Below are 20,669 nucleotides of genomic sequence, written 5' to 3'. Positions count from 1 at the left end.
AGAGAGTGGCGATCGTCAGATTACATAAACTAAAATCTAGAGGAGACAAGGTTTTGAAACTATTTATCTAACATTGATGTGTCTATTGCATCCAAATCCGATGCAAATACCGTGGTTTTTAGTTAACATCAAAAGACCCCTTCAAAAGCGAGAATTTTACCTCTACAATTGTCAATATTTTCTGACACTACTAGCATTCAAGTTTCAGATAATGTTTAGCTTAATGTCATAAAAGCAATACAGAGGTATTGACAAATACAGTAGTCCTAAATCGGTTGTGAGAAAATAATAAGGTTGTGAATTTAACTAAATATTGGGTGCAAAATGTGGAGGTATTTGCTAACTCAATTTCACGAAGCCTATCAAAAACTTCGTGAAATCAAAAGCACATTTACACACAAACTTATAAGGTAATTAAAATGACTTACGATTCCGAAGATGTGCAACAAATTCTTCAAATAGCACTCACTCGTAAACAAGAAGGTGAATTTTCACGAGAACAGCTTGTAGAAATGGCATCTGAGTTAGGTATTTCTTCTAATATTTTGGAAACAACTGAACAAAAGTGGTTAGCTCAACAAGAAGAGGAACGTTCGCGACGCACATTTAATACTTTCCGACGCAGAGACTTTTGGACACATTTTGTTTCCTTCCTAGCGGTTAATTTATTCCTCATTCTCTTGAATTTAATAACTAGTCCTAGTTATTTTTGGGCTATCTTCCCAGTATTAGGATGGGGGTTAGGACTATTTTTTCATTGGTGGAGTGTTTATCAGAATAAAACAGAGGATTACGAGATAGCCTTTCAGAAATGGCGTGCCCAAATTTAACTTCTCCCTACTTTGAAAAATGGAGACACCAACCCACAGCTATCCAGCCCTACGAGTTGGGAGTAATCTTTCACCTAGAAATGGGGAAATTTCCGTACTTGATACTCTGGTAACTCCACTATTGGATAGGATTCTCCAGTGCTTGGATGAATTTGTCTTTAATAGTCTGCAAATCTGCTTGGGGTAGGGCTTTCCACAGTTAGCGCATTGCCCAACGAATGATCACGATAACTTCTGTGTGGTGATTGGGGCTGATCCAAACCTGTTTACCGAGAAATCTAGCATATTCAGCCAACCCTGTTGTCCAAATTTGTGCGTCCTTCTGCATAAAATCTTCCCGTAAATCCGGGACAACCTTAAAGTTGAGGAGTTCTATAACCACACCCTTTCAACCCTGTGTTTACTAATTTGCCAAAATAGAGCTGTAGGCTAGAATAACTACGCTTTTAGCATAGCTTGATTGCCTACACTCAGGAGCAAGAGTCGGCTGGTTTGAAATAAGTAAGAGGAAGGGGAGTATGGACAACAACAACTGGTTGCAACAACTAATGATGGTGGGTCTTGGCACAACGTCTTTAGTAGCAGAAAAACTGCGCCAAGTCAGCGATGATTTAGTTAAAGACGGTAAGCTCAATCCTGAGCAAGCCAAGGCGGTAATAGATGATATTGCCCAGCAGTTAAAGTCAGAACAGGGAAACTTCGATGTCCAAATGCAACGGCAAATGCGAAATATGATGCAGGATTTAGGAGTAGCTCGTCAGTCGGAAGTGGATGAACTGCGGGGTAGAATTGACCGTTTAGAGCGTCAATTGCGCGATTTGGAAAATAAGCTTTGGCGTTAGGATGTCCTTTCTGATTTAAACTAAATGTGTCCTGTTGGTAATGTTTTTGCCAGGATACCTAAGTAAGGAGAACTGATTTTGAAACCAATTTTCCTCAGCGTGGCGTTCATGCTGGTGTGTGTTGTGCTGTTGATTGTGGGGCAAGTAGGCAGTAAACAGAATACTGCCATTGCTGCCCAGTTAACCCAAACGCCGCCAGTGCCCACAACTGTAACTGAAAACAATATCTTAATTGCGAGTAATACTATGTCTGATGCTAATGCTGTAACTACCCCCTCTGGATTAAAGTATGTCGAGTTAAAAGAGGGGACTGGGGCGACTCCTCAACCTGGACAAACGGTTGAAGTTCACTATGTCGGCACTCTAGAAGATGGTACTAAGTTTGATAGTTCACGCGATCGCGGCCAACCCTTCAGCTTTAAAATTGGCGTCGGACAAGTAATCAAAGGTTGGGATGAAGGACTTAGCACTATGAAAGTAGGCGGTCGTCGTCAGTTAATCATCCCCCCAGAGTTAGGCTATGGCTCTCGTGGTGCTGGTGGTGTGATTCCGCCCAATGCAACTCTGCTATTTGATGTGGAATTGTTAGGAGTTAAGTAAGAACTAGGGCATGGGGAATGGGGACGAGAGGGAATTATTAAAAGAAGTTTCTATTTTCTCTGTTCTCAATGCCCTATTAAATAAATTAGATATTTCAGAGTATAGATGGGGCAGAAGTACAGCTAGAAAACGTGAGAGAAAGTATCTGTAACTTTGATCAGACTGCCGCGACTATACCAACAACCTAAACGTCAGACTGATACGCCCGAATGTTTCTGGTTGCTTGAGAATTCCATGCTTCCAATCTTGCTGCGTCTTTTGAGGCATAAAAAGTAGAGAAGCACTTTTAAGTAAGTAACTATATTCTATGCTTTTGTCTTGTTTATTCTGAAATGTAATTATTCTTTCAGCCCCTAACGAAATAATAGAGATACCAGTATTCTCCATGAGTTCATCAATTGAGTCGGAGTGAAATCCCATTGTTGAGTTACCATTTGTGTAATAATTGACTAAACAGTTGTTCGGTCGAAACCCAAAGTTTTTTTCAAGTCTATCAATAATAGGAAGTAACTCATCCAGCATCGGGCATGATTCGTAAGAAATGTTTGAGTAGTTATATGGGGAACCAAAGCTGGCTGTTTTTCGCGCCCGTATACGCTCATCCCAGTTAGTTATGGATATAAGACTATCAAATAGAGAATGACTATTCGGCAAAAATTCATTATTAATGAGTAAATCAGGCTCGTTCATTGCTCAAATAAAAATCTTGTTACGGTTTAATCTTTTAAATCATAAATGTAAAATTCTGTCGCAGTTATCTCCCATTGTATCCAGCCTGATGGTTTCATCAACAAGCCCTCGATTAAATATTCTGAATAATCTACACTAGAATATTTGCCTAAGAGGATTGCACGCTCTTGTGTTGGGCTATTTCGGTCAAAGATAGACTACCTCTATCTTTGGCGAAGGTATTGATTTAAATAATTATTTGGTCTGGCTAAATTTTTAAATTTTGAAACTTTGTAAACTGTGGATTGAACAAAAGTTTTGCAGTCCCTGTAGGCCCATTGCGATGTTTAGCTATAATTACTTCTGCAATGCCGCGATCGGGAGTATCTGGAGAGTAATATTCATCGCGGTACAACATTATTACCAAATCTGCGTCTTGTTCAATTGAGCCACTTTCACGCAAATCTGACAACATCGGACGCTTATTAGTACGCGCTTCCACCCCTCGACTCAATTGAGATAAAGCAATAACTGGTACAGATAATTCACGTGCTAAACCTTTAAGTTGACGTGTAATTTTTGATAATTCTTGAACTCGATTATCGCCTGCTCCTTCCATCAATTGTAAGTAATCTATTACAATTAATCCTAATTCAGTTCCAAGTTCAGCTTGTAGTCTTCTTGCCTGACTACGCATTTGTGTAACTGTAATATTTGGCGTGTCGTCAATATAAATTGGCATCTCTGAGAGGATACCAATAGCACGGCTTAAAGGTTCCCACTGTGTTTGGCTGAGGCGTCCAGTCCGCAGATAAGTACTTTCAATTTGCGCCTCACTAGCTAATAGCCGTTGTGTCAGTTGCTCTTTGGACATTTCCAAGCTGAAAACAGCAACTGGTAATTTATAAGAAGCGGCGATGTTATGAGCTAGGTTCAAGCAGAAGGCCGTTTTCCCCATTGATGGGCGGCCCGCGACAATAATCAAATCAGAGCGCTGAAAGCCGCTAGTCATGGCATCTAAATCATAAAATCCGCAGGGAATTCCAGGTAAGGCAATGCCTTGATTTCGATCCTCTATATCCTGGAAATTATTAATTAGAGTATCAGAAATGTGAACTAAACCCGATTGGGGACGCTCTTGAGTAACGCCAAAGACCTTCTGTTCTGCCTGATCTAAAACAATTGGTAATTCGGTTTCTGTCTCGTAACCAAGATGTACAATTTCATTGCCAGCTTTAATTAACTGTCGCCGCAGGTATTTTTCCATCACTAACCCTGCTAAGGCGTCGATGTTCACAGCTGACACTGTGCGGTCTACCAGAGTTGCTAACTTATTTCTGCCACCAATACGGGCAAGGATCTCATGGTCAGTCAGCCAACTGGTGACAGAGAGCAAGTCTGTGGGTTTACCTTGGGCGTGGAGCCTCACAGCTGCTTGATAAATATCTTTGTGAGCGCTAATGTAAAAAGCTTCTGGAAGGAGGCGATCGCTAACTCGACTAATCGCTTCTGGATCTAGTAAAATACCCCCCAAAATCGCTTCTTCTGCCTCGATATTTTGGGGTGGTACGCGATCGCTACCATCACCTTGAAAACTTAGTTCTTCAGCCATAAACGATTTTAGTTTTGAGATGAAAGCTAGTTAGGAGTAAAGAGACGCGATTAATCGCGTCTGTATAAGAGTTAGGAGTTGTTATTTACCCCTGCTACCCCTGCTTGTGCTCCCTCTGCTCCTTTTGCTGTCTTTTAGCTAGCGACGACTTGAATATCGAGTTGTGCTGCTACTTCCGAATACAGCTTGATTTCGGCTTGATAAGTACCAAGGTGGTTAATATCAGGGATGGTAATTCCACGCCGATCAACTTCTTGACCAGTGGCTGCCTTAATGGCATCTGCAACATCTTGGGTGGTGATAGTACCGAAAATTGCTTCGTTTTCCCCAACTTGCTTGGCAATTGTCAAGCTGCCAACTTTTTCTAAAGATTCTTTTTGCTCAAGAGCTTGTTGTCTGAGTTCTAATTGCCGTTGACGCTCTTGCTCACGACGGCGTTCTACTTGCTTGAGAATACCAGGAGTGGCATTGGTTGCCAATTTCTGGGGAATCAGATAATTACGAGCGTAGCCAGGAGCTACTTCCACTAAGTCACCAAATTTTCCTAGCTTGCTGATATCTTGATTTAAAACTAACTGCACACGTTTCGCCATCGTTTTTCGTTTTTCCTGTAAAATCTGATTAATTTGGGTTTGGGTAAAATAGCTCACAATGTCAATGCTGTATTCCAAGCTTCTTTGCCTATACCCTAAAGCTTACAGATCGTAGCGAAAGAAAGGGTGCGATCGCAACTATTAACGCTAGAAAATTGAAGGAGTGGGCAGTGGGGAGTGGGGGATGAGGGAGCAGGGGAAGTAGGGGAGGCACGAGAGCAGGAGAAAAATAATAAACAATGCTCTATGCCCCATGCCCCATACTTCGACGCCGGCTCAATCGAGCGACTTGTGCTGAACGCAGTCGTTAGCGCAGCCTCTCGAAGAGAAGCAAGTCGAGATGCTCAGTACAAGTGCCCCATGCCCAATGCCTAAAAGTTATTTCTCATTTCCCGTATACGCGCAAAGGTTTGGACTGCGTCACTACTCTTAACAGTTAATTGTAATGATGGCTGATCCCAACGTAAAAAGGGATTGGTTCGCTTCTCTACTGCCAGTAGCGAGGGTATGGTTGCTTCTCCTCGACTACGATAAGCTTCGACTTCATTGAAGCGTCTTTGTAAGTCGGTATTGTCGCCATCCACAGTTAGGGCAAATTGCAGATTTTTTAAGGTGTATTCGTGGGCACACCAGACGCGTGTATCATCGGGTAGAGAGCGCAGTTTGCTTAAAGAGTCCACCATTTGGGTTGCTGTTCCTTCAAACAAGCGACCGCAACCGCCAGAAAATAGGGTATCGCCGCAAAATAAATCGCCTGTCTCACCAGCTTTTTCGGGGGGAAAGTAGTAAACGATGTGAGCGCGGGTATGTCCGGGAACGAAGACAACTTCAGCTATACGGTCTGCAAACTGGACGCGATCGCCTTGTTGCAAAAACACCTGCTGTCCCGGAATTCTACCACGATCCTCGGCTCCTCCATAAACTATCAGTTGGGGGAATTGTTCCATTAATTGCTTATTACCACCCACATGATCGTTATGGTGGTGTGTGTTGAAAATTGCTACCAACTCAGCTTTTAATTCTGCCAGTTTCTTTAATACTGGTTGAGACTCTGCTGGATCGACAACAGCGGCGATATTTTGTTTACGATCATGTAACAAGAATATGTAGTTGTCTGAGAGTGCTTCCAGACGGATTACCTGCATTACCTCTGCCTCCCTTACAACATAAATCTTTGGTATTGAGTACCAATCCTAAGTCTCAGCAAGTAACCAGGCTACCTGCATAAATTATATCAAGTATTTTTACTTGGTTTAGTACAAATGTAATGCCTGATTAATATATGATAATATACTAACCGTAGGTATACGGTAACTATACCATAAAAAAGCAAAATTTCTCTGGATTTATCAGTGAATTTTCTCTGGAAATAACCGCAAATACAAAGTTAGATTTATTTTGTTATTTCCTGTTCTTAGGATACCAACAAATCGATTCAATCATTGGGGATATTTCCTTTCATCTATTAGGTTTAATAGAATTTAATTTCTATGTATATTCCTTTGGATATTAAAGGTTGAAAAAATATTATCAATGTTCATTTCTAGAGGTTTTATACGTGTTAGTAATCTCTGCAAAATCTGGACAACTAGGTAACAGGTTATTGTTATTTGCTAATTTTATTGCATTTGCCATTGAAAATAATTTCACAGTTATAAACCCAGCATTTGAAGAGTATGCTGATTTTTTTAGCTCAACAGATAAAGACTTTTTATGTTGCTACCCTTCAACACCATTTTCAATTGTAGGAAACCGATTGCTACGTAAATACTACTATAATATAAATCGTTATTTAGCTGAAAGTGGACGCTTTAACACAATTATTATTAAGCGTAATCAGCCGTTTAGCTGGAGTAATTCAAGCATTACAAAAGAATTAAAATCACGACCTATCAACTTTTTTCAAGGATGGGTATTTCGCGATGGATGGTTTGTAGATGATATATCAAATCTACAAAAACATGGGGAAAAAATTCGTGCTTACTTTCAACCTTTAAAAAAGTATCAGTTAAATGTAGCAAAACTCATATCCAATATTCGTAGCCAAACTGATGTCATCATTGGAGTTCATGTCCGTCATGGAGATTATCAGCAACATCAAAATGGCAGATATTTTTATTTAGTTGAAGATTATTTAAAGGTTATGGAATCAGCAAAAACACTATTTCCTAACAAAAAAGTGACATTTTTGATTTGCTCAAATCAAAAGCAAAAGGAGGATTATTTCCAACATTTATCTTATGTTTATGGCAATAATCATATAATTGAAGATATGTATTCTTTAGCTGAATGTGATTATATTATTGGTCCTCCTAGTAGTTATACTATGTGGGCATCATTTTACGGTGAGTGACCTCTCTATATGATTAGAGACGTGAATAAAACGTTAAAAATCGAAGATTTTGTTCACTTTTCCCAATGGGAAGGAGTTTTTTACTATAACGAAGACTGGAGTAAAAGTGTCTGGGAATGGACACATTAAATTAGATTTACAAACGAAGATTAAAAGTAATAATTATTTAACTTATTTATGAAAACAGAAAGTAGAGGATTTATTACAATTTTAACTGGACTTTATCCTTTTCAAGATTGTATTCATTTTTTGGCGGCAATTAGAAAGTTTCATCAAGAGCCAATCATTATTTTAATTGATCAAGTTCCAATAGTACTCTATCCTTTTTTGAAGGCTTTTAAAAATGTAATTTTAAAGCCAGCACCTGCAAATGAAAATACTGTTTTAGCATCACGTCAAGCAAAACTGGCTCTCTATGAAGCCTCTGAATTTGATAAAACGATTTACCTAGATTCAGATATTTGCTTACTTTCCGATATCAACGACGTATTTGAATATTTAGATGAATATGATTTGCTATTAACTGAAGATGTGCAACCCTCTATTGTGAAAGCCACAAATTTATTGCGTGGAAAGCAAGAAGACCTTTTACAAAATGTTTTGCCAATTCTGCAATCTATTGGATTACCTTTACAAGCAGATAGTGTGCAATATAATAGCGGTTTGATAGCTTTTTGTAAAACAGAAGTAACTAAGGTGTTTTTTCAGGAATTTCAACGTTATTTTGAGATTGTCAAAAACAACCAAGATAAATTACTTTTAAAAGACCAAGGGGCTTTTGCTTCTGCGATCGCATCTGTACGCCCTCACATGAAAATCCTACCACCCACTTATAATTATCTCAGTAAGTGGGAGGATGCTTATAATATTCAGGAACAAATTAAAGTTCTTCACTGTACCTATCCTTATCGACCTCAATATGCTAAAAATATTAGTCGTTCATTATATACAAGGGTTTTTGACAGATTCGCTAAAGTATTTTTACCGAATCAAGTTACAAATCCTTGGCGCACTAAATAAAAATAAGTATAAAAATAGTGAAAAAGTTTTCCAAAATATCGCTGTTGGTTTCAGACTTATCAAGTGCAGCTATTTTGCGTGCATACTTGATAGCAACAGCCCTAAGAAATTTAGAATATGAAGTCGAAATTATGGGGTTTTTATTTGGAAATAACTTATATCGAAATTTACCATCAGAATTAAACGTTTATAATTTACCAGGTAAAAATTTTCCTGAGTTTTTTAGAGAAATCAACAAGTTTTTACCAAAAATTAATGGAGATATAATTTATGCTATCAAACCACAAATAGCGAGTTTTGGAGTTGGCCTACTAAATAAAATATTTAGCCGAAAACCGTTAATTTTAGACATAGATGATTGGGAATTAAGTTGGTATGGTGGTAATGACTGGCATTATCGTCCCACACTAAAACAATTAGCTAGGGAATTGTTCAAACCAGACGGCGCACTCAGGAATCCTTATCATCCTTTATACGTGAAATGGATGGAAGGTTTGGTCAGTAGCGCTGATGCTGTGACAGTGCATACTAAATTTTTGCAGCAGCGTTTTGGCGGTACATTTGTCCCTAATGGTAAGGATACTTCTTTATTTGATCCTGCTCGATATGATGCTGAGTCCAGCAGAAATCGTTATGGTTTATCTGAATATCGTATTTTAATGTTTCCTGGTGCGCCAAGACCCTATAAAGGTCTAGAAGATGTTCTTATAGCGCTCGATAAAATTAATCAGCCAGATTTAAGACTAGTGATTGTAGGTGGCAGTCCTTATGATGATTATGATCAGCAACTTCAACAAAAGTGGGGACGCTGGATTATCAAATTACCAAAGTATCCAGCTGATGTTATGCCTGATTTGGTAGCGGCGGCTCACATTGTAGTCGTTCCGCAGCGAGATACCCTAGAGACTCGTGCTCAATTTCCTTTGAAGTTGACAGATGGAATGGCAATGGCTAAACCTGTATTATCAACGCGCGTTGGAGATATTCCCAAAATTTTAGGTGATACTGGTTATTTAGTCGAGCCTGCTTGTCCTGAACAGATTGCTGAACAAATTCAATTGATTTTTCAGAATTTGGAATCAGCAAACCAGCAAGGTATCAAAGCAAGAAAAAGATGTGTGGAACACTATAGCATAGAGGCTATGGCTTCTGTGCTTAAGTCGGTAATTGCTCGGTTGTGAATCTTGATTGGGCGTAGGGTATAGGGGAGCCACTGCGTTGTCCGGGTTTCCCAGCTTAAAGGAGGCAGTGCGCCCTTGCGGTTTCTCGACTTGTACCCGGTAGGGTATCTTCTTGCTAGCAAGAGCGTCTCCTCTTCTCCTAAAGGGAGAGGCTAACGCCTGGCGTAGGATGCCCAAAGGGCTGTAGGGAGAAGCAACTGTCGTCAAGTGGCGTTATGGGCATTGAAAAAGAGATTTTCATTCCCTCTTTGTGCCAAATCGGTTTCGGTATTCTATCTGGCAAAATATCTAGAAGCTGTTGTTTTAAGGGTGTAACTATATTTTAACGGAGTTGATACATGAAGATTGTTTAGTTTGATTTATTTGATGATTAGTTAAATTGGCAAATAATTTGTGAATAATATTAATAAGTGAAAGTTGCATAAAAATACCCAATGTCTACCAGAAAACTACTACTAAGATTCGCTAAACCTTATCCAGGTTTAATTCTGCTGACAATATTGTTAGGATTTTCTGGAGCTTTATTTAATGGGATAAGCACAGCTTTAATTGTGCCAGTGGTTTTAAAAATTGTAGGGCAAGAAGTAGATTTAAGTAGCGCCCCTCCCATCTTAAAAAGGTTGATATCTCCCTTTGATAATACTCCAGAACCTTACCGTATAGGAGTAATGGCTGGGGCGATTATATTCACAATTCTTTTAAAGAACTTAGCTACTTATGCCAGCGCCTTAGCATCAAGTTCTTTAACCCGAAAGCTGACATCAGATATGCGCGAAACCGGGTTAAAGCTATTACTAGAAATTGATATAGATTATTACGCCAAGACCAAGGTTGGTGATTTAATCAACTGTCTAGGTGGAGAAATTGGTCGGGCTGCAAGTGCTATAGGTAGTACAGTCAAGATAGTTATTCTGGGAATTACAATTTTAGTTTTTGTGAGTTTATTGCTGTCAATTTCTTGGCAACTGACAATTGCTGCTACGTTTTTGCTGTCGTTGGTGACATTAATAAATCAGTATGCCATTTCCCGGTCTAAAAATTTTGGTAAGCAACTCAGTCAGATGTCTAGAGCATATTCAATCTCTGTGCTGGAGACTTTGAACGGAATTCGATTGGTAAAGGCAACGGGAAATGAAGAAAAAGAATATCAACGGATTAAAAAATTAATTCGCGATCGCGAAACAGCAGATTTTAAATCTCAGGTTAATTCGGAAGCGATTACACCTGTGGGTGAGGTGATGGGTATTACAGCTTTACTGCTGATTGTACTTTTGAGTAAAACCTTCTTTGCAAACCAAGTCTCTTCCCTTTCTACCGTACTTCTGACATATTTATTAATACTACTGCGAGTGCTGCCATTGATTTCTCAGTTAAATACTATTCGCAGCAACTTTGCCAGTACCGCCGCCAGTGTGGATGTTACCAATGAGTTTTTAAGCGTGCACGATAAGCCGTTCATGGGCAAAGGTAAGCTTCCCTATACAAAATTAAAAGAGGGCGTGTCTTTTAATTCTCTTTGCTTTGCCTACCCTGGTCATGAGAAGTTGGTACTCAAAGATGTGAATTTATATTTACCGCGTGGCACAACCTTAGCATTAGTAGGCAGTTCTGGTGCTGGGAAATCCACTATGGCAGACCTTTTACCCAGATTTTATGACCCGATCGCTGGCAGTATTACCATTGACGGCACCGATTTGCGGGAGTTCGATGTGATATCCCTGCGAAAGCGAATGGGAATTGTTAGTCAAGATACGTTTCTTTTTAATGACTCGGTGCGAAATAACATCGCCTATGGACGACCAGAAGCTACTGGAGATGAAATTATCACGGCGGCCAAGCGGGCAAATGCCTATGAGTTTATTAGCAAATTGCCTCAGGAATTTGACACCTTGATTGGCGATCGCGGCGTGATGTTGTCTGGTGGACAAAGGCAAAGATTAGCGATCGCCCGCGCCCTACTTCAAAATCCAGAAATTCTGATTTTAGATGAAGCCACCAGCGCTTTAGATACCGTTTCCGAACGCATAGTACAAGCTGCACTCGATGATCTTAGTCGTGATCGCACCACCTTAGTAATTGCTCACCGCCTTTCCACAGTCCAGAAAGCCGATCAAATAGCCGTATTAGATCAAGGACAAGTAGTAGAGATAGGAACCCATGAAAAACTTTTACAAAAGGGTGGTTACTACTCACGTTTGTACTCAATGCAATTTAGCGATCGCCCTAATAAAAACTTGATTCAGACAAAAATTCTTAAGGCAATGCGCCTAAACTCCAAAAGATTTGCTGAATATCCTGAAGCTGCTAAACACAATCAAAGCTGGCTCCGCATCTCTCACGAAATTCGGACGCAACTGAACTCGATGATTGGGTTCCTCCGCTTATTACTTGATGATCTGGTAGACAATTCTCAAGAACGGCAGGAATTAATTGAAGACTCTTACAAATCAGCTTGGAGAATTCTCAACACCATAGATGTTTTTGAGGATGTTATTAACTTACAAATCAAAGGGAAATTCATCTCAATTTCTGAGCAAAATCAAGATATTTTAAGTACTTATTCTCAAAGTTTTAATCATATCTCCGTTGAGTTTCGGACTTCTCTTAATCTCATACTTAGCTCTCTCCGCTCTCTAGCTGATAATTTGATATCCACCACAGAAGAACAAAATGGATTAATTACTGAAACTTATGAATCTGCTATATATCTGCTCGATAATTTAGAAAATTTTGAGAATAGTATTAATCTATAAAATTATGAAAGCTCCTGCTTTAAAAAAACACTATATTTTTTTCATTGGTGAAGACTTGCCGCAGCCAGAGGCTCACCTAGTCCAGTCTACAAATGCAGCTAACGCTGCCGCCAACTTGGGATACTCAACAGTTTTGGTATACCCTGACAAAGGAGCAAAAGCGATTAACCTAGTTAATTTAGCTCACCCTTTTCAACCGAGAAAAACACCAATGGAACTTGTTAAATATTACAACCTCCATGACAAATTAAAAGTTGCTCCCTTACCGATGCCTTGGCCAATTGACCATTTTCGGAGCAAATTTACTGACTCTAACACCATTGCCAGTAAATATTATTTACCATTTCACATACTTCCGACTACCAAACTTGTCCACAGTCGCAACTGGAATTTTGTAAAAGCTGCTATCAAAAATGGTATTCCTGCAATTTATGAACACCACCACCATGAAGACAAGCCATTTGAGCCAGAAATTGTCACAAATCCGCTATTGCAAATTGCTGTCACAGTTGTAGACACCATCCGCGAAAGTATGATTAAAAATGGGATGCCACCAGAAAAAGTAATTAAGCTGCACAATGGTTTCAATCGATTGTTTATGCAGAGACAACCAGAAAAAGCGGCAGAATGGCGTCAAAAACTATTACAAGACGAAAGCCAAAAATTGGTAGTTTATGCGGGAGGACTACAGCAATTTAAAGGTATTTATGTACTAATTGATGTGGCTAAAGAAATGCCGAATGTGCAATTTGCCTGTGCAGGTGGTAAGCCAACAGAAGTCGAATATTATCAGCAATTTGTAACAGAAAAACAGATTCATAATATTAAATTTTTGGGATATGTTTTGCATAATGAGTTAGCATCTTTGCTACAAGCTGCCGATGTTTTAGCTCACCCTCATTGTTCGGGAAAAGCGGCAACTTTCACCTCTCCCTTAAAGCTATTTGACTACTTCGCCTCTGGAACTCCCATTGTAGCGACAGAAATTCCTTCATTAATTGAGTTTCAAGATACTCAGTCCATTACTGCTTGGTGTGAGCCTGATAACCCCAGCAAATTTGCCGAATGTCTGAAACAGGTTTTAGAAACTCATCCCAAAAAAGTAGAAGGTTATCCAGATAGTATCGAGTTTGTCAAGCAGTTTTCTTGGGAAAATAGAGCGGCAAAAATCCTTAGTTATGTTGATGAATCTCTGCTTCCTTCACTTATTGTGTAAGGGAAAATGGGTGAAATTAGGGAAAATAACTGATGACAAATAATAACTAAAATGACTATTAAAACTGTAGGTATGATTAGCAGCTATCGAGGTTTAGAAACCAGAGCCGATTGGCTGTGGCAACAAACCCCGAATCAATTTGGAATTTGGGGGAATATACAAATGCAGGCACTGGCAGCAAAACCAGATTTTCTGCTGATGTATCAATTTGATTTTCCCCAAGCATCGCCACAAAAATCTTGGTTAGATAGTTTTCGTAAACAGCAGCAAAAATCAGTAATAAATGTTAATTCTCTACTGCGTGGTGTCAATAAAGAGAGGATTATTTATTTACTAAGAGAACCACCTTTAGATGAAATTGTCGAAATAACTAATCATAATTATCAACAAGCCCAAAAGTATTCCGGCTACGTTTCTGGTCCTGATAATTTTGCTCCTACTCCAGACTATATGCCTGCTATTTGGTATCACTCAAATTCATTTCAAGATTTAAATGAAATGCCACCTCCCAAAAAGGTTGCTCCATGTAGTTGGATTACTTCAGGAATCAGCCGCACAGTTAATCATCGGCAGCGTTTAGACTTTTTGCAGTCCCTACAATCTAATGGCATTAAATTTGATTTATATGGGCGTAACTTACCAGAATCGGCTAAAAAATCGGGAGAATTGGGTAATAAATGGTATGGCATGGCACCATACTATTACAATCTGGCAATTGAAAATTATGCTGATAATAATTGGTATGTGAGTGAAAAACTTTGGGATAGTTTGCTTGCTTGGTGTCTACCAATCTACTATGGTGGTCCAGCTGCTGATAAATTATTGCCACCAGGTAGTTTTTTAAGATTGCCCAGTTTAGATGAAAAAGGTATTGCCTACATCCAAGAAGTGACAGCTACACCTGATGCTTGGTATGCTGCCAAAGATGCGATCGCAGAAGCACGTCAAATCATTTTACACAAATTAAACTTGCTTAACTGGTTGTCAAACTTTGTTGCTAAACACTCATAAATTATGAATGGTATTTGTACCCTTGGCAATGACTATGTTTTCGATCAACTGGTGGCTTTGCTCAACAGTATTGATGTTATTTTAGGTTCAGAAACTCCTGTTTGTATTTATCCTTTCGATGATCAGACACAGCGAATTGCTGATGAAATAGTTAAACGTCCTAATATATTTATTTACGATAATCAAGAATCAATCAACCGCTGGGATCAATTTATGCTGACAGCAGCACCAGAACGATTGAATCGTAGTAAATCCCGTCTTTATGGCGCTCACCGTCGTTTTTGCGCTTTTGATGGGCCATTCGATAAGTTTATTTATTTAGATGCAGACACCTTAGTGATGAACTCACTAGCGACAGTATTTGAAAAGCTAGATAGTTATGATTTTGTTGTCTACGATTTTCAATTTAAAGACGTTAGTAAAATATATAATGTTAATTCTCCCAAATTACTAGAAGTTTTCAACCAAAAGCGCATTGATTCCGAAATATTTTGCTCAGGCTTCTATGGTGCGAAACAGGGAATATTTAACTCTGAAAAAAGAGATTGGCTGATATCCCATTTACAAAATGGTGAGGCAGAAATTTTATATGAAGGTGCTGGCGAACAACCATTGGTAAACTACATGGTAATGAGGTCTAATCTTTCTATTTATAACTTTGCTCAACAACTGCCAGATAATGAAAAAACAGGCTGTTCTGCCACATCCAAGCACTTCGAGGAACGAGAACATATTCTCTATGACAAAGGTAATCGACTAACTTACCTGCATTACATTGGTGTTCCTCCTAATATCAATCAAGCAGTCTGTGCTGGAGAAAATATTGAGTTTCCTTATCGAGATTTATTTCTCTACTATCGTTACCTACACGAACCAGAAAAGCGTCCAGTCTTTCAAAACCCTCCTAAAAGTTATAATGACGCTCCAATACAAAATTTACTTACAAGAGCTTTGCGAAAATTTAAGTTAATTAACCAAGGATAATTTATGAGTAGGGGAATTTATATTGTTGCCAATGATCGTGTTATCGATAATGCTATTGCCTTACTCAATAGCATTCGTTACTATGACCTAGAAGTAACCATTTATCTCATACCTTTTAATGAAAGTTATCACAAGGTAGCAGAACAGCTTGCTACCTTACACAACGTCAAAATTTTCCCAGATTTAGAACTTATTGACAAATTTACCAAACGCATTGGAGAAATTTTTGATCGAGATTTTCTTGCCTTACCCAACAAAATGCGTAAACTGGTAGCGTGGCTTGGTCCTTTAGATGAATTTATTTATATAGATACGGATATTGTCGTTTTTGAAAAAATCGCCGACAATTTAGACAAACTTTCAGAAGTTGATTTCTTCTGTTGTGATTACCATCATGCCAATGACAAGCTGCGAAATATCTTTGACCCATTTGTGAAAGAGCAGCAAATTTTTTCCGATGCCCAACTTCAAGATGTTTTTAACAGTGGCTTTTGGGCTTCGAGAAAAGGAATTATTACCGAACAACAGATGGATGAAGCTTTGTGCGAGTGTGCAGTGCATCGCGAATATTTTGATTTTTCTGAAGGAGTTACAGACCAACCTATTCTGAATTATCTTGTGCTCAAGCTAATTGCCAAGCGTGGTAATCTCGTTAAAATTCCTGGGGGAGGACCTGGTAGTTGGGCAGGTTCGCAAAATTTCCAACAGCAAGAATATGCCCTCTATGACCGAGGACAACGACTAAAATATCTTCATTGGGCTGGTACGCGGATTAAAACTGGTAGTCCCTATTGGCAATTGTGGGAACACTATCGCTATCTCCATGAGGGTAAATTCGCCTTCATCCCCAAACTGACTCGCCGTTTATTTCCCTTTGTTACTGCCCGCACTTAATATTAGGAATATCCCAATGATTGATGGCATTTATATCCTAGCAAATGATGTTGTCTATGACCAATTAGTTGCGTTGCTTAACAGTATAGAAGCTAATGCTGGCAAAAAAATTCCTATTTGTATACTTCCATATAATCAGCGATTAGACAAAGTAAAGGTAGAGATTGCATCTAGAGATAATATCACCTTATTTGAAAATTATGATTCCATAGCTTATTGGGATAACTTTGCTATCCAGATATGGAAAAATTATCCTAGAGCACAAAAAACTTGGCGAGAATGGGGTTTCCCGGAACTCTATGAGTTACCAATGCACCGCAAATTTTGTGCTGTGGATGGCCCCTTTGATAAATTTATTTATTTTGATGCAGATACTTTATTAATGGGACCCGTAGATGATGTATATGAAAAATTAGATACCTATGATTGGGTAGTCAATGATTTTCAGTATAAGTCTGATTTAAAATTTATTTTTGATGGTTCGCCAGAGCAGATGCAGGAAGTTTTTAACTCAGAGAACTTGCAATTTAAAGTATTTTGTGCTGGTTGGTTTGCCAGTAAGAAAAATATTTTTTCTACAGCTATAAGAGCCGACTTACTCAACAAATTAACATCAGGTGAGGCAGATGTTATGGCTTTTTTAGCGCCTGACCAATCTTTATTTAACTACATGGTGTTGAGAAGTGGAATTTCGTATTATAACTTTGCTTTTCATGACTGCGAACAGGCAACGGGTAACCACTGGAGTTCTCAATTTGATGTGGTAAATAACGTCCTTTACGACGAAGGGCGGAAGTTGACGTACTTACACTATATGAGTATATCTTCTTCAGCATTTGTGCGGCTTTGTGGGGGTGAAGATGTTAATATTCCTTACCGCGATGTTTTCTTATATTATCGCTATTTAAAATCGCCTGAACAATGTCCTCAAACTTTTACGCGTCCAAGCCAACTAGTGCTTCTGCAAAAGTCCACTAGTAGTTTTATTCAGCAAAGAGTCAATAACATTAAGTTAAAGTATCGTAACTTCAAGGATAGAATTAATGGGTACTAATAATATAGCAATGCTTACTAGCGACGGTAAGCATTTAGGTTGATTTCTATATTAGTGAAGTATCTTAAATATCAATACAGTTCAGTTAATAAGAACTTAACCATATTGTTATAAATCTATGACATAGAATCTAAATCTAAAGATTGCATACCTTCGCGTTCTATAAAGGTCATCATACTTCCCAACTGTAACCAAACTAATAAACAAGTAAACAGACTAATTGGTAGACCGACTCCTAAAGCCAAAGAGGATGGAAAGCCAAATATTTCTAACCCTGAAGACAGAAATAGACAAGTACCGGCAGTTATGCCGAGAAATGGCACAAATAATTGTTTCAGTGAAGAACGAGGTTTAGTATTTTCCGTGCGTTCACTTGGCCATTTCTGCACAATTAGTTTCAAAGTGCCAGATAATGCCAAACCAGATGTTAATGCTGTTAGAAAGCCAACAAGTAATAGAAAATAAGGCGGTTGCAGAGGAAAATAGTACATGAAAACTCCTGATTGTTATCAAATAATTTTTATTTTTTGTTTGTTGACTGATTTCCAGCAAAAGACCCAAGGAATGTAGCTTTTGGGAGGATAGCAGCTGCGCCTTCTCTGGATAAGTCTGTTAAAATACTGATCGCTACATTTAGTAAACGATCCGGTTTTAAGTCATCTTTAACCAGGTTCCACAGGCGTTGGACATCTTCGGTGTGGAGGCGGTCATCTTCGGTAAGAGCAAGTACCAGTTGTCGCCGCAGAAACTTGCCTTCTTGGGACATTAAATATTGGAACCCCATCTGGGCTGTAGGCAATACATCAAAGTTGTTATCACTACGAGCGATCGCAATTAAATTTTCTAACCGCTGCCACTGGAATTTACCATCTTTGAATAACACATTCAATAATCGCCGCCGTAATTCGGGCGATTCCCCTGTCAGCAACCGCCGTGCTATATAGGGATAACCTACTTCAACAATTTTAAAATTCGGGTTAAGGCTAAGGGCAATACCTTCTTGAGTCACCAGGGAACGAATAATCAAAGCAAACTTCGCCGGGACTCGGAAAGGATATTCGTACATCAATTCCGAGAATTCATCGGTAATAGTTTTGAAGTTAAAATCCTTGACATTTTTGCCAATGGCGTTTCCCAGTACCGCTTCTAATGCTGGCACAATCGGGCAAATATTCGTGTCTGGAGTCAGAAATCCTAATTTTACAAAATCTTCGGCTAAGTCGGTATAGTCTTTATTCACCAAATGCACTAATGCATCTACTAGCGTCTCTTTGGTAGTTTCCTCCAACTGATCCATCATCCCGAAATCTATGTAAGCCATACGACCATCAGGTACAGCAAACAAATTGCCGGGATGAGGGTCAGCATGGAAGAAGCCGTGTTCCAAAAGCTGTTGCAATCCTGAAGTAACACCAATTTGGATAATCGCCTCTGGGTCTAAACCTGCTTCGCGGATGCGTTTAGTGTCCGTCAGCTTGAAGCCATCAATCCATTCCAGTGTTAAAACGTGGGTATTAGTATAACGCCAGTAAATTCCTGGAACTTTAACTTGCGGGTCGTTGCGGAAGTTGCTAGCAAAGTGTTCGGCATTGCGGCCTTCATTTATATAGTCGATTTCTTCAAATAGCTTCGTGCCAAACTCGTCCACAATTAAACTTAGGTCGTGACCGAGATTTAGGGGTAACCAGGGAGCTATCCAACTCGCCGCCCACCGCAATAGATAGAGGTCGCGGGTGAGAATCGGGCGTAAGTTGGGGCGTTGCACCTTAACTGCGACTTCTTCGCCGCTGATCAGACGACCACGGTATACTTGACCCAAGCTAGCGGCAGCTACCGGGTTAAGTGACAGTTCACTAAATATTTCATGGATTGGACGGTCTAGCTCAGTTTCGATAATCTGGTGAGCGATCGCATTATCGAAAGGTGGTAACTGGTCTTGTAACTTGATCAGTTCTTCTAAGAAATCTTTGCGTATCAGGTCAGGTCTGGTAGACAGGGCTTGACCAACTTTAATAAAAGTCGGACCGAGCCTGGTCAGCAGTTCTCGCAGCTGGATAGCTCGTTTACCTTTATTCTGCTCAACTTTATCTTGCCATTCGTCCCACTTGAGATTGAGTAGAAATCCTGCAAAAGAGGAGATAATTCTCAGCAGTCGCCCCCAGGCAAGCCACGGACGGTAACTATAGTAGCGAGCGATCACATCTGGATTATAGAGTTTTAGCTGAGTAGGTTGATACTGACCCACGCCTTTTTTTGCCTCTTCCACTGAAAAATTTACAATGATGGTTTTTAGGCTGACCCACAAGTTAGTTGCAAGTTCAGGATTGCGGTAGTCTTTTATCTAAAACTACTAGAACTTTATCCTTTGGGGATATTGTTCGAGGCGATTTTAGCCTACATTACTGCCTAGATTTGTTTATCTTTTTCTTAATTATACTTTATAAAACTACAACTACTTATCCAAGTTTCAGATGATTTTATCTTTTCTTAACCATTGTTTATAAAAATATAAATATTTACCTACGTTTAATGTATACAAATTTAAATAAACTGCGATAGTTAAGTAACTTTATTTACTAAAATTTATATGGGGCAGTAGTACTATTACTGTCTTGGATTTAATCATTTTAAAATTCAGATTGTCTTAGCCACCCATTTAGCTTTGCCTGAATACTCCTGCGATCATGGTCTTCTAAAACACTCGTCCATAATGAAGTTGATAAAATAGCACCACAGGTGACTGCTGTAACTGTCAAGACTTACGCAAAAATGACCGAAAAGCTTAATTTATCGAACCGCCAAGACGCCAAGAACACCAAGAATTCGTAGAGCGTGCCTAAGTCCTAACTGTAATTACAGCCCATTCAGAAGTTATTCCTAACAGAAACAGACTTTTCTTGACTAACCAGGACAAGCCCAAGCAATGTACTACTGCAATGTAGACATGTTATATTTTCACCGTATATTAGACTTGTCGCTTAATAAGGTAGAGTAACGATTAGCAACTGGAATGAGACAGAAAAATGCTAGACATCAATCGGGTGTTGAAAGAAGACC

General features: G+C 39.1%; 19 protein-coding genes. 12 read left to right on the top strand and 7 right to left on the bottom strand.

Annotated features, from left to right (window positions below):
• Positions 1-419: 419 nt before the first annotated feature.
• Entirely contained in the window at positions 420-830 is a 411-nt protein-coding gene (locus tag V7K40_RS30165; protein WP_334966331.1) for a 2TM domain-containing protein, read from the top strand.
• Positions 831-1,029: 199 nt separating this feature from the next.
• Here V7K40_RS30165 and V7K40_RS30160 read toward each other — a convergent pair whose 3' ends face one another.
• Positions 1,030-1,212, bottom strand: a complete 183-nt coding sequence (locus V7K40_RS30160; RefSeq protein WP_334966329.1) for a TIGR03792 family protein — start codon at positions 1,210-1,212, stop codon at positions 1,030-1,032.
• A 136-nt stretch (positions 1,213-1,348) separates the two neighbouring features.
• On the opposite strand from V7K40_RS30160, the gene V7K40_RS30155 reads away from it, so the two are divergent.
• Positions 1,349-1,672, top strand: a complete 324-nt coding sequence (locus V7K40_RS30155; protein WP_273769398.1) for a phasin family protein — start codon at positions 1,349-1,351, stop codon at positions 1,670-1,672.
• 78 nt (positions 1,673-1,750) lie between these two features.
• Positions 1,751-2,272, top strand: coding sequence for an FKBP-type peptidyl-prolyl cis-trans isomerase (locus V7K40_RS30150; protein ID WP_334966327.1), 522 nt, complete (start codon positions 1,751-1,753; stop codon positions 2,270-2,272).
• A 171-nt stretch (positions 2,273-2,443) separates the two neighbouring features.
• Here V7K40_RS30150 and V7K40_RS30145 read toward each other — a convergent pair whose 3' ends face one another.
• From V7K40_RS30145 to gloB, 4 genes are all read right to left on the bottom strand, one after another.
• Positions 2,444-2,962 (bottom strand): alpha-ketoglutarate-dependent dioxygenase AlkB, encoded by a 519-nt coding sequence (locus V7K40_RS30145; RefSeq protein ID WP_334966325.1) that lies wholly within the window; start codon positions 2,960-2,962, stop codon positions 2,444-2,446.
• Positions 2,963-3,209: 247 nt separating this feature from the next.
• Positions 3,210-4,553 carry a replicative DNA helicase gene (gene dnaB / locus V7K40_RS30140; RefSeq protein ID WP_334966323.1) on the bottom strand — a complete coding sequence of 448 codons (1,344 nt, stop codon included), beginning with the start codon at positions 4,551-4,553 and terminating at the stop codon, positions 3,210-3,212.
• Positions 4,554-4,687: 134 nt separating this feature from the next.
• Positions 4,688-5,146, bottom strand: a complete 459-nt coding sequence (gene rplI, locus V7K40_RS30135; RefSeq protein WP_334966382.1) for a 50S ribosomal protein L9 — start codon at positions 5,144-5,146, stop codon at positions 4,688-4,690.
• 371 nt (positions 5,147-5,517) lie between these two features.
• Positions 5,518-6,291, bottom strand: coding sequence for a hydroxyacylglutathione hydrolase (gene gloB / locus V7K40_RS30130; protein WP_334966321.1), 774 nt, complete (start codon positions 6,289-6,291; stop codon positions 5,518-5,520).
• A 413-nt stretch (positions 6,292-6,704) separates the two neighbouring features.
• Between gloB and V7K40_RS30125 the strand changes: the two genes are divergently transcribed.
• The 9 genes from V7K40_RS30125 (at position 6,705) to V7K40_RS30085 (ending at position 17,612) form a co-directional block, all read left to right on the top strand.
• The gene (locus tag V7K40_RS30125; protein ID WP_334966319.1) at positions 6,705-7,499 is read left to right on the top strand and encodes an alpha-1,2-fucosyltransferase; all 795 of its coding nucleotides are present in this window, start codon (positions 6,705-6,707) and stop codon (positions 7,497-7,499) included.
• Between the two features lie 177 nt (positions 7,500-7,676).
• Positions 7,677-8,519: a glycosyltransferase gene (locus tag V7K40_RS30120; protein ID WP_334966317.1), complete on the top strand. Its 843-nt coding sequence runs from the start codon at positions 7,677-7,679 to the stop codon at positions 8,517-8,519.
• A gap of 17 nt (positions 8,520-8,536) precedes the next feature.
• Positions 8,537-9,700 carry a glycosyltransferase family 4 protein gene (locus V7K40_RS30115; protein WP_334966315.1) on the top strand — a complete coding sequence of 388 codons (1,164 nt, stop codon included), beginning with the start codon at positions 8,537-8,539 and terminating at the stop codon, positions 9,698-9,700.
• A gap of 434 nt (positions 9,701-10,134) precedes the next feature.
• The gene (locus V7K40_RS30110; RefSeq protein WP_334966313.1) at positions 10,135-12,453 is read left to right on the top strand and encodes an ABC transporter ATP-binding protein; all 2,319 of its coding nucleotides are present in this window, start codon (positions 10,135-10,137) and stop codon (positions 12,451-12,453) included.
• Between the two features lie 4 nt (positions 12,454-12,457).
• Positions 12,458-13,669, top strand: a complete 1,212-nt coding sequence (locus V7K40_RS30105) for a glycosyltransferase (RefSeq protein ID WP_334966311.1) — start codon at positions 12,458-12,460, stop codon at positions 13,667-13,669.
• Between the two features lie 51 nt (positions 13,670-13,720).
• A complete protein-coding gene (locus V7K40_RS30100) occupies positions 13,721-14,680 on the top strand; it encodes a glycosyltransferase family 10 (protein WP_334966309.1) in 960 nt (319 codons plus the stop codon).
• A gap of 3 nt (positions 14,681-14,683) precedes the next feature.
• Positions 14,684-15,664, top strand: coding sequence for an Npun_R2821/Npun_R2822 family protein (locus V7K40_RS30095; RefSeq protein ID WP_334966307.1), 981 nt, complete (start codon positions 14,684-14,686; stop codon positions 15,662-15,664).
• A 3-nt stretch (positions 15,665-15,667) separates the two neighbouring features.
• The gene (locus V7K40_RS30090) at positions 15,668-16,558 is read left to right on the top strand and encodes an Npun_R2821/Npun_R2822 family protein (RefSeq protein WP_334966305.1); all 891 of its coding nucleotides are present in this window, start codon (positions 15,668-15,670) and stop codon (positions 16,556-16,558) included.
• Positions 16,559-16,574: 16 nt separating this feature from the next.
• Entirely contained in the window at positions 16,575-17,612 is a 1,038-nt protein-coding gene (locus V7K40_RS30085) for an Npun_R2821/Npun_R2822 family protein (RefSeq protein ID WP_334966303.1), read from the top strand.
• A 116-nt stretch (positions 17,613-17,728) separates the two neighbouring features.
• Here the strand turns inward: V7K40_RS30085 and V7K40_RS30080 are convergent, their stop codons facing one another.
• Together V7K40_RS30080 and V7K40_RS30075 are read right to left on the bottom strand one after the other, a co-directional pair.
• On the bottom strand, positions 17,729-18,103 hold the full coding sequence (locus V7K40_RS30080; protein ID WP_334966301.1) for a hypothetical protein: 375 nt from the start codon (positions 18,101-18,103) through the stop codon (positions 17,729-17,731).
• Positions 18,104-18,132: 29 nt separating this feature from the next.
• Positions 18,133-19,857 carry an AarF/ABC1/UbiB kinase family protein gene (locus tag V7K40_RS30075; protein WP_334966380.1) on the bottom strand — a complete coding sequence of 575 codons (1,725 nt, stop codon included), beginning with the start codon at positions 19,855-19,857 and terminating at the stop codon, positions 18,133-18,135.
• Between the last annotated feature and the right edge of the window lie 812 nt (positions 19,858-20,669).

The sequence above is a fragment of the Nostoc sp. genome (assembly GCF_036917195.1).
Taxonomy (GTDB): domain Bacteria; phylum Cyanobacteriota; class Cyanobacteriia; order Cyanobacteriales; family Nostocaceae; genus Nostoc.
This window is presented reverse-complemented; position numbering and strand designations above follow the sequence as displayed.

Excerpts from the sequence above, each read along its gene's own strand:
- V7K40_RS30105 (WP_334966311.1), top strand. The coding sequence starts at position 12,458 with ATGAAAGCTCCTGCTTTAAAAAAACACTATATTTTTTTCATTGGTGAA.
- V7K40_RS30145 (WP_334966325.1), bottom strand. The coding sequence starts at position 2,962 with ATGAACGAGCCTGATTTACTCATTAATAATGAATTTTTGCCGAATAGT.
- V7K40_RS30080 (WP_334966301.1), bottom strand. The coding sequence starts at position 18,103 with ATGTACTATTTTCCTCTGCAACCGCCTTATTTTCTATTACTTGTTGGC.
- gloB (WP_334966321.1), bottom strand. The coding sequence starts at position 6,291 with ATGCAGGTAATCCGTCTGGAAGCACTCTCAGACAACTACATATTCTTG.
- V7K40_RS30120 (WP_334966317.1), top strand. The coding sequence starts at position 7,677 with ATGAAAACAGAAAGTAGAGGATTTATTACAATTTTAACTGGACTTTAT.
- V7K40_RS30090 (WP_334966305.1), top strand. The coding sequence starts at position 15,668 with ATGAGTAGGGGAATTTATATTGTTGCCAATGATCGTGTTATCGATAAT.
- V7K40_RS30100 (WP_334966309.1), top strand. The coding sequence starts at position 13,721 with ATGACTATTAAAACTGTAGGTATGATTAGCAGCTATCGAGGTTTAGAA.
- rplI (WP_334966382.1), bottom strand. The coding sequence starts at position 5,146 with ATGGCGAAACGTGTGCAGTTAGTTTTAAATCAAGATATCAGCAAGCTA.
- V7K40_RS30095 (WP_334966307.1), top strand. The coding sequence starts at position 14,684 with ATGAATGGTATTTGTACCCTTGGCAATGACTATGTTTTCGATCAACTG.
- V7K40_RS30110 (WP_334966313.1), top strand. The coding sequence starts at position 10,135 with ATGTCTACCAGAAAACTACTACTAAGATTCGCTAAACCTTATCCAGGT.
- V7K40_RS30165 (WP_334966331.1), top strand. The coding sequence starts at position 420 with ATGACTTACGATTCCGAAGATGTGCAACAAATTCTTCAAATAGCACTC.
- V7K40_RS30085 (WP_334966303.1), top strand. The coding sequence starts at position 16,575 with ATGATTGATGGCATTTATATCCTAGCAAATGATGTTGTCTATGACCAA.
- dnaB (WP_334966323.1), bottom strand. The coding sequence starts at position 4,553 with ATGGCTGAAGAACTAAGTTTTCAAGGTGATGGTAGCGATCGCGTACCA.
- V7K40_RS30155 (WP_273769398.1), top strand. The coding sequence starts at position 1,349 with ATGGACAACAACAACTGGTTGCAACAACTAATGATGGTGGGTCTTGGC.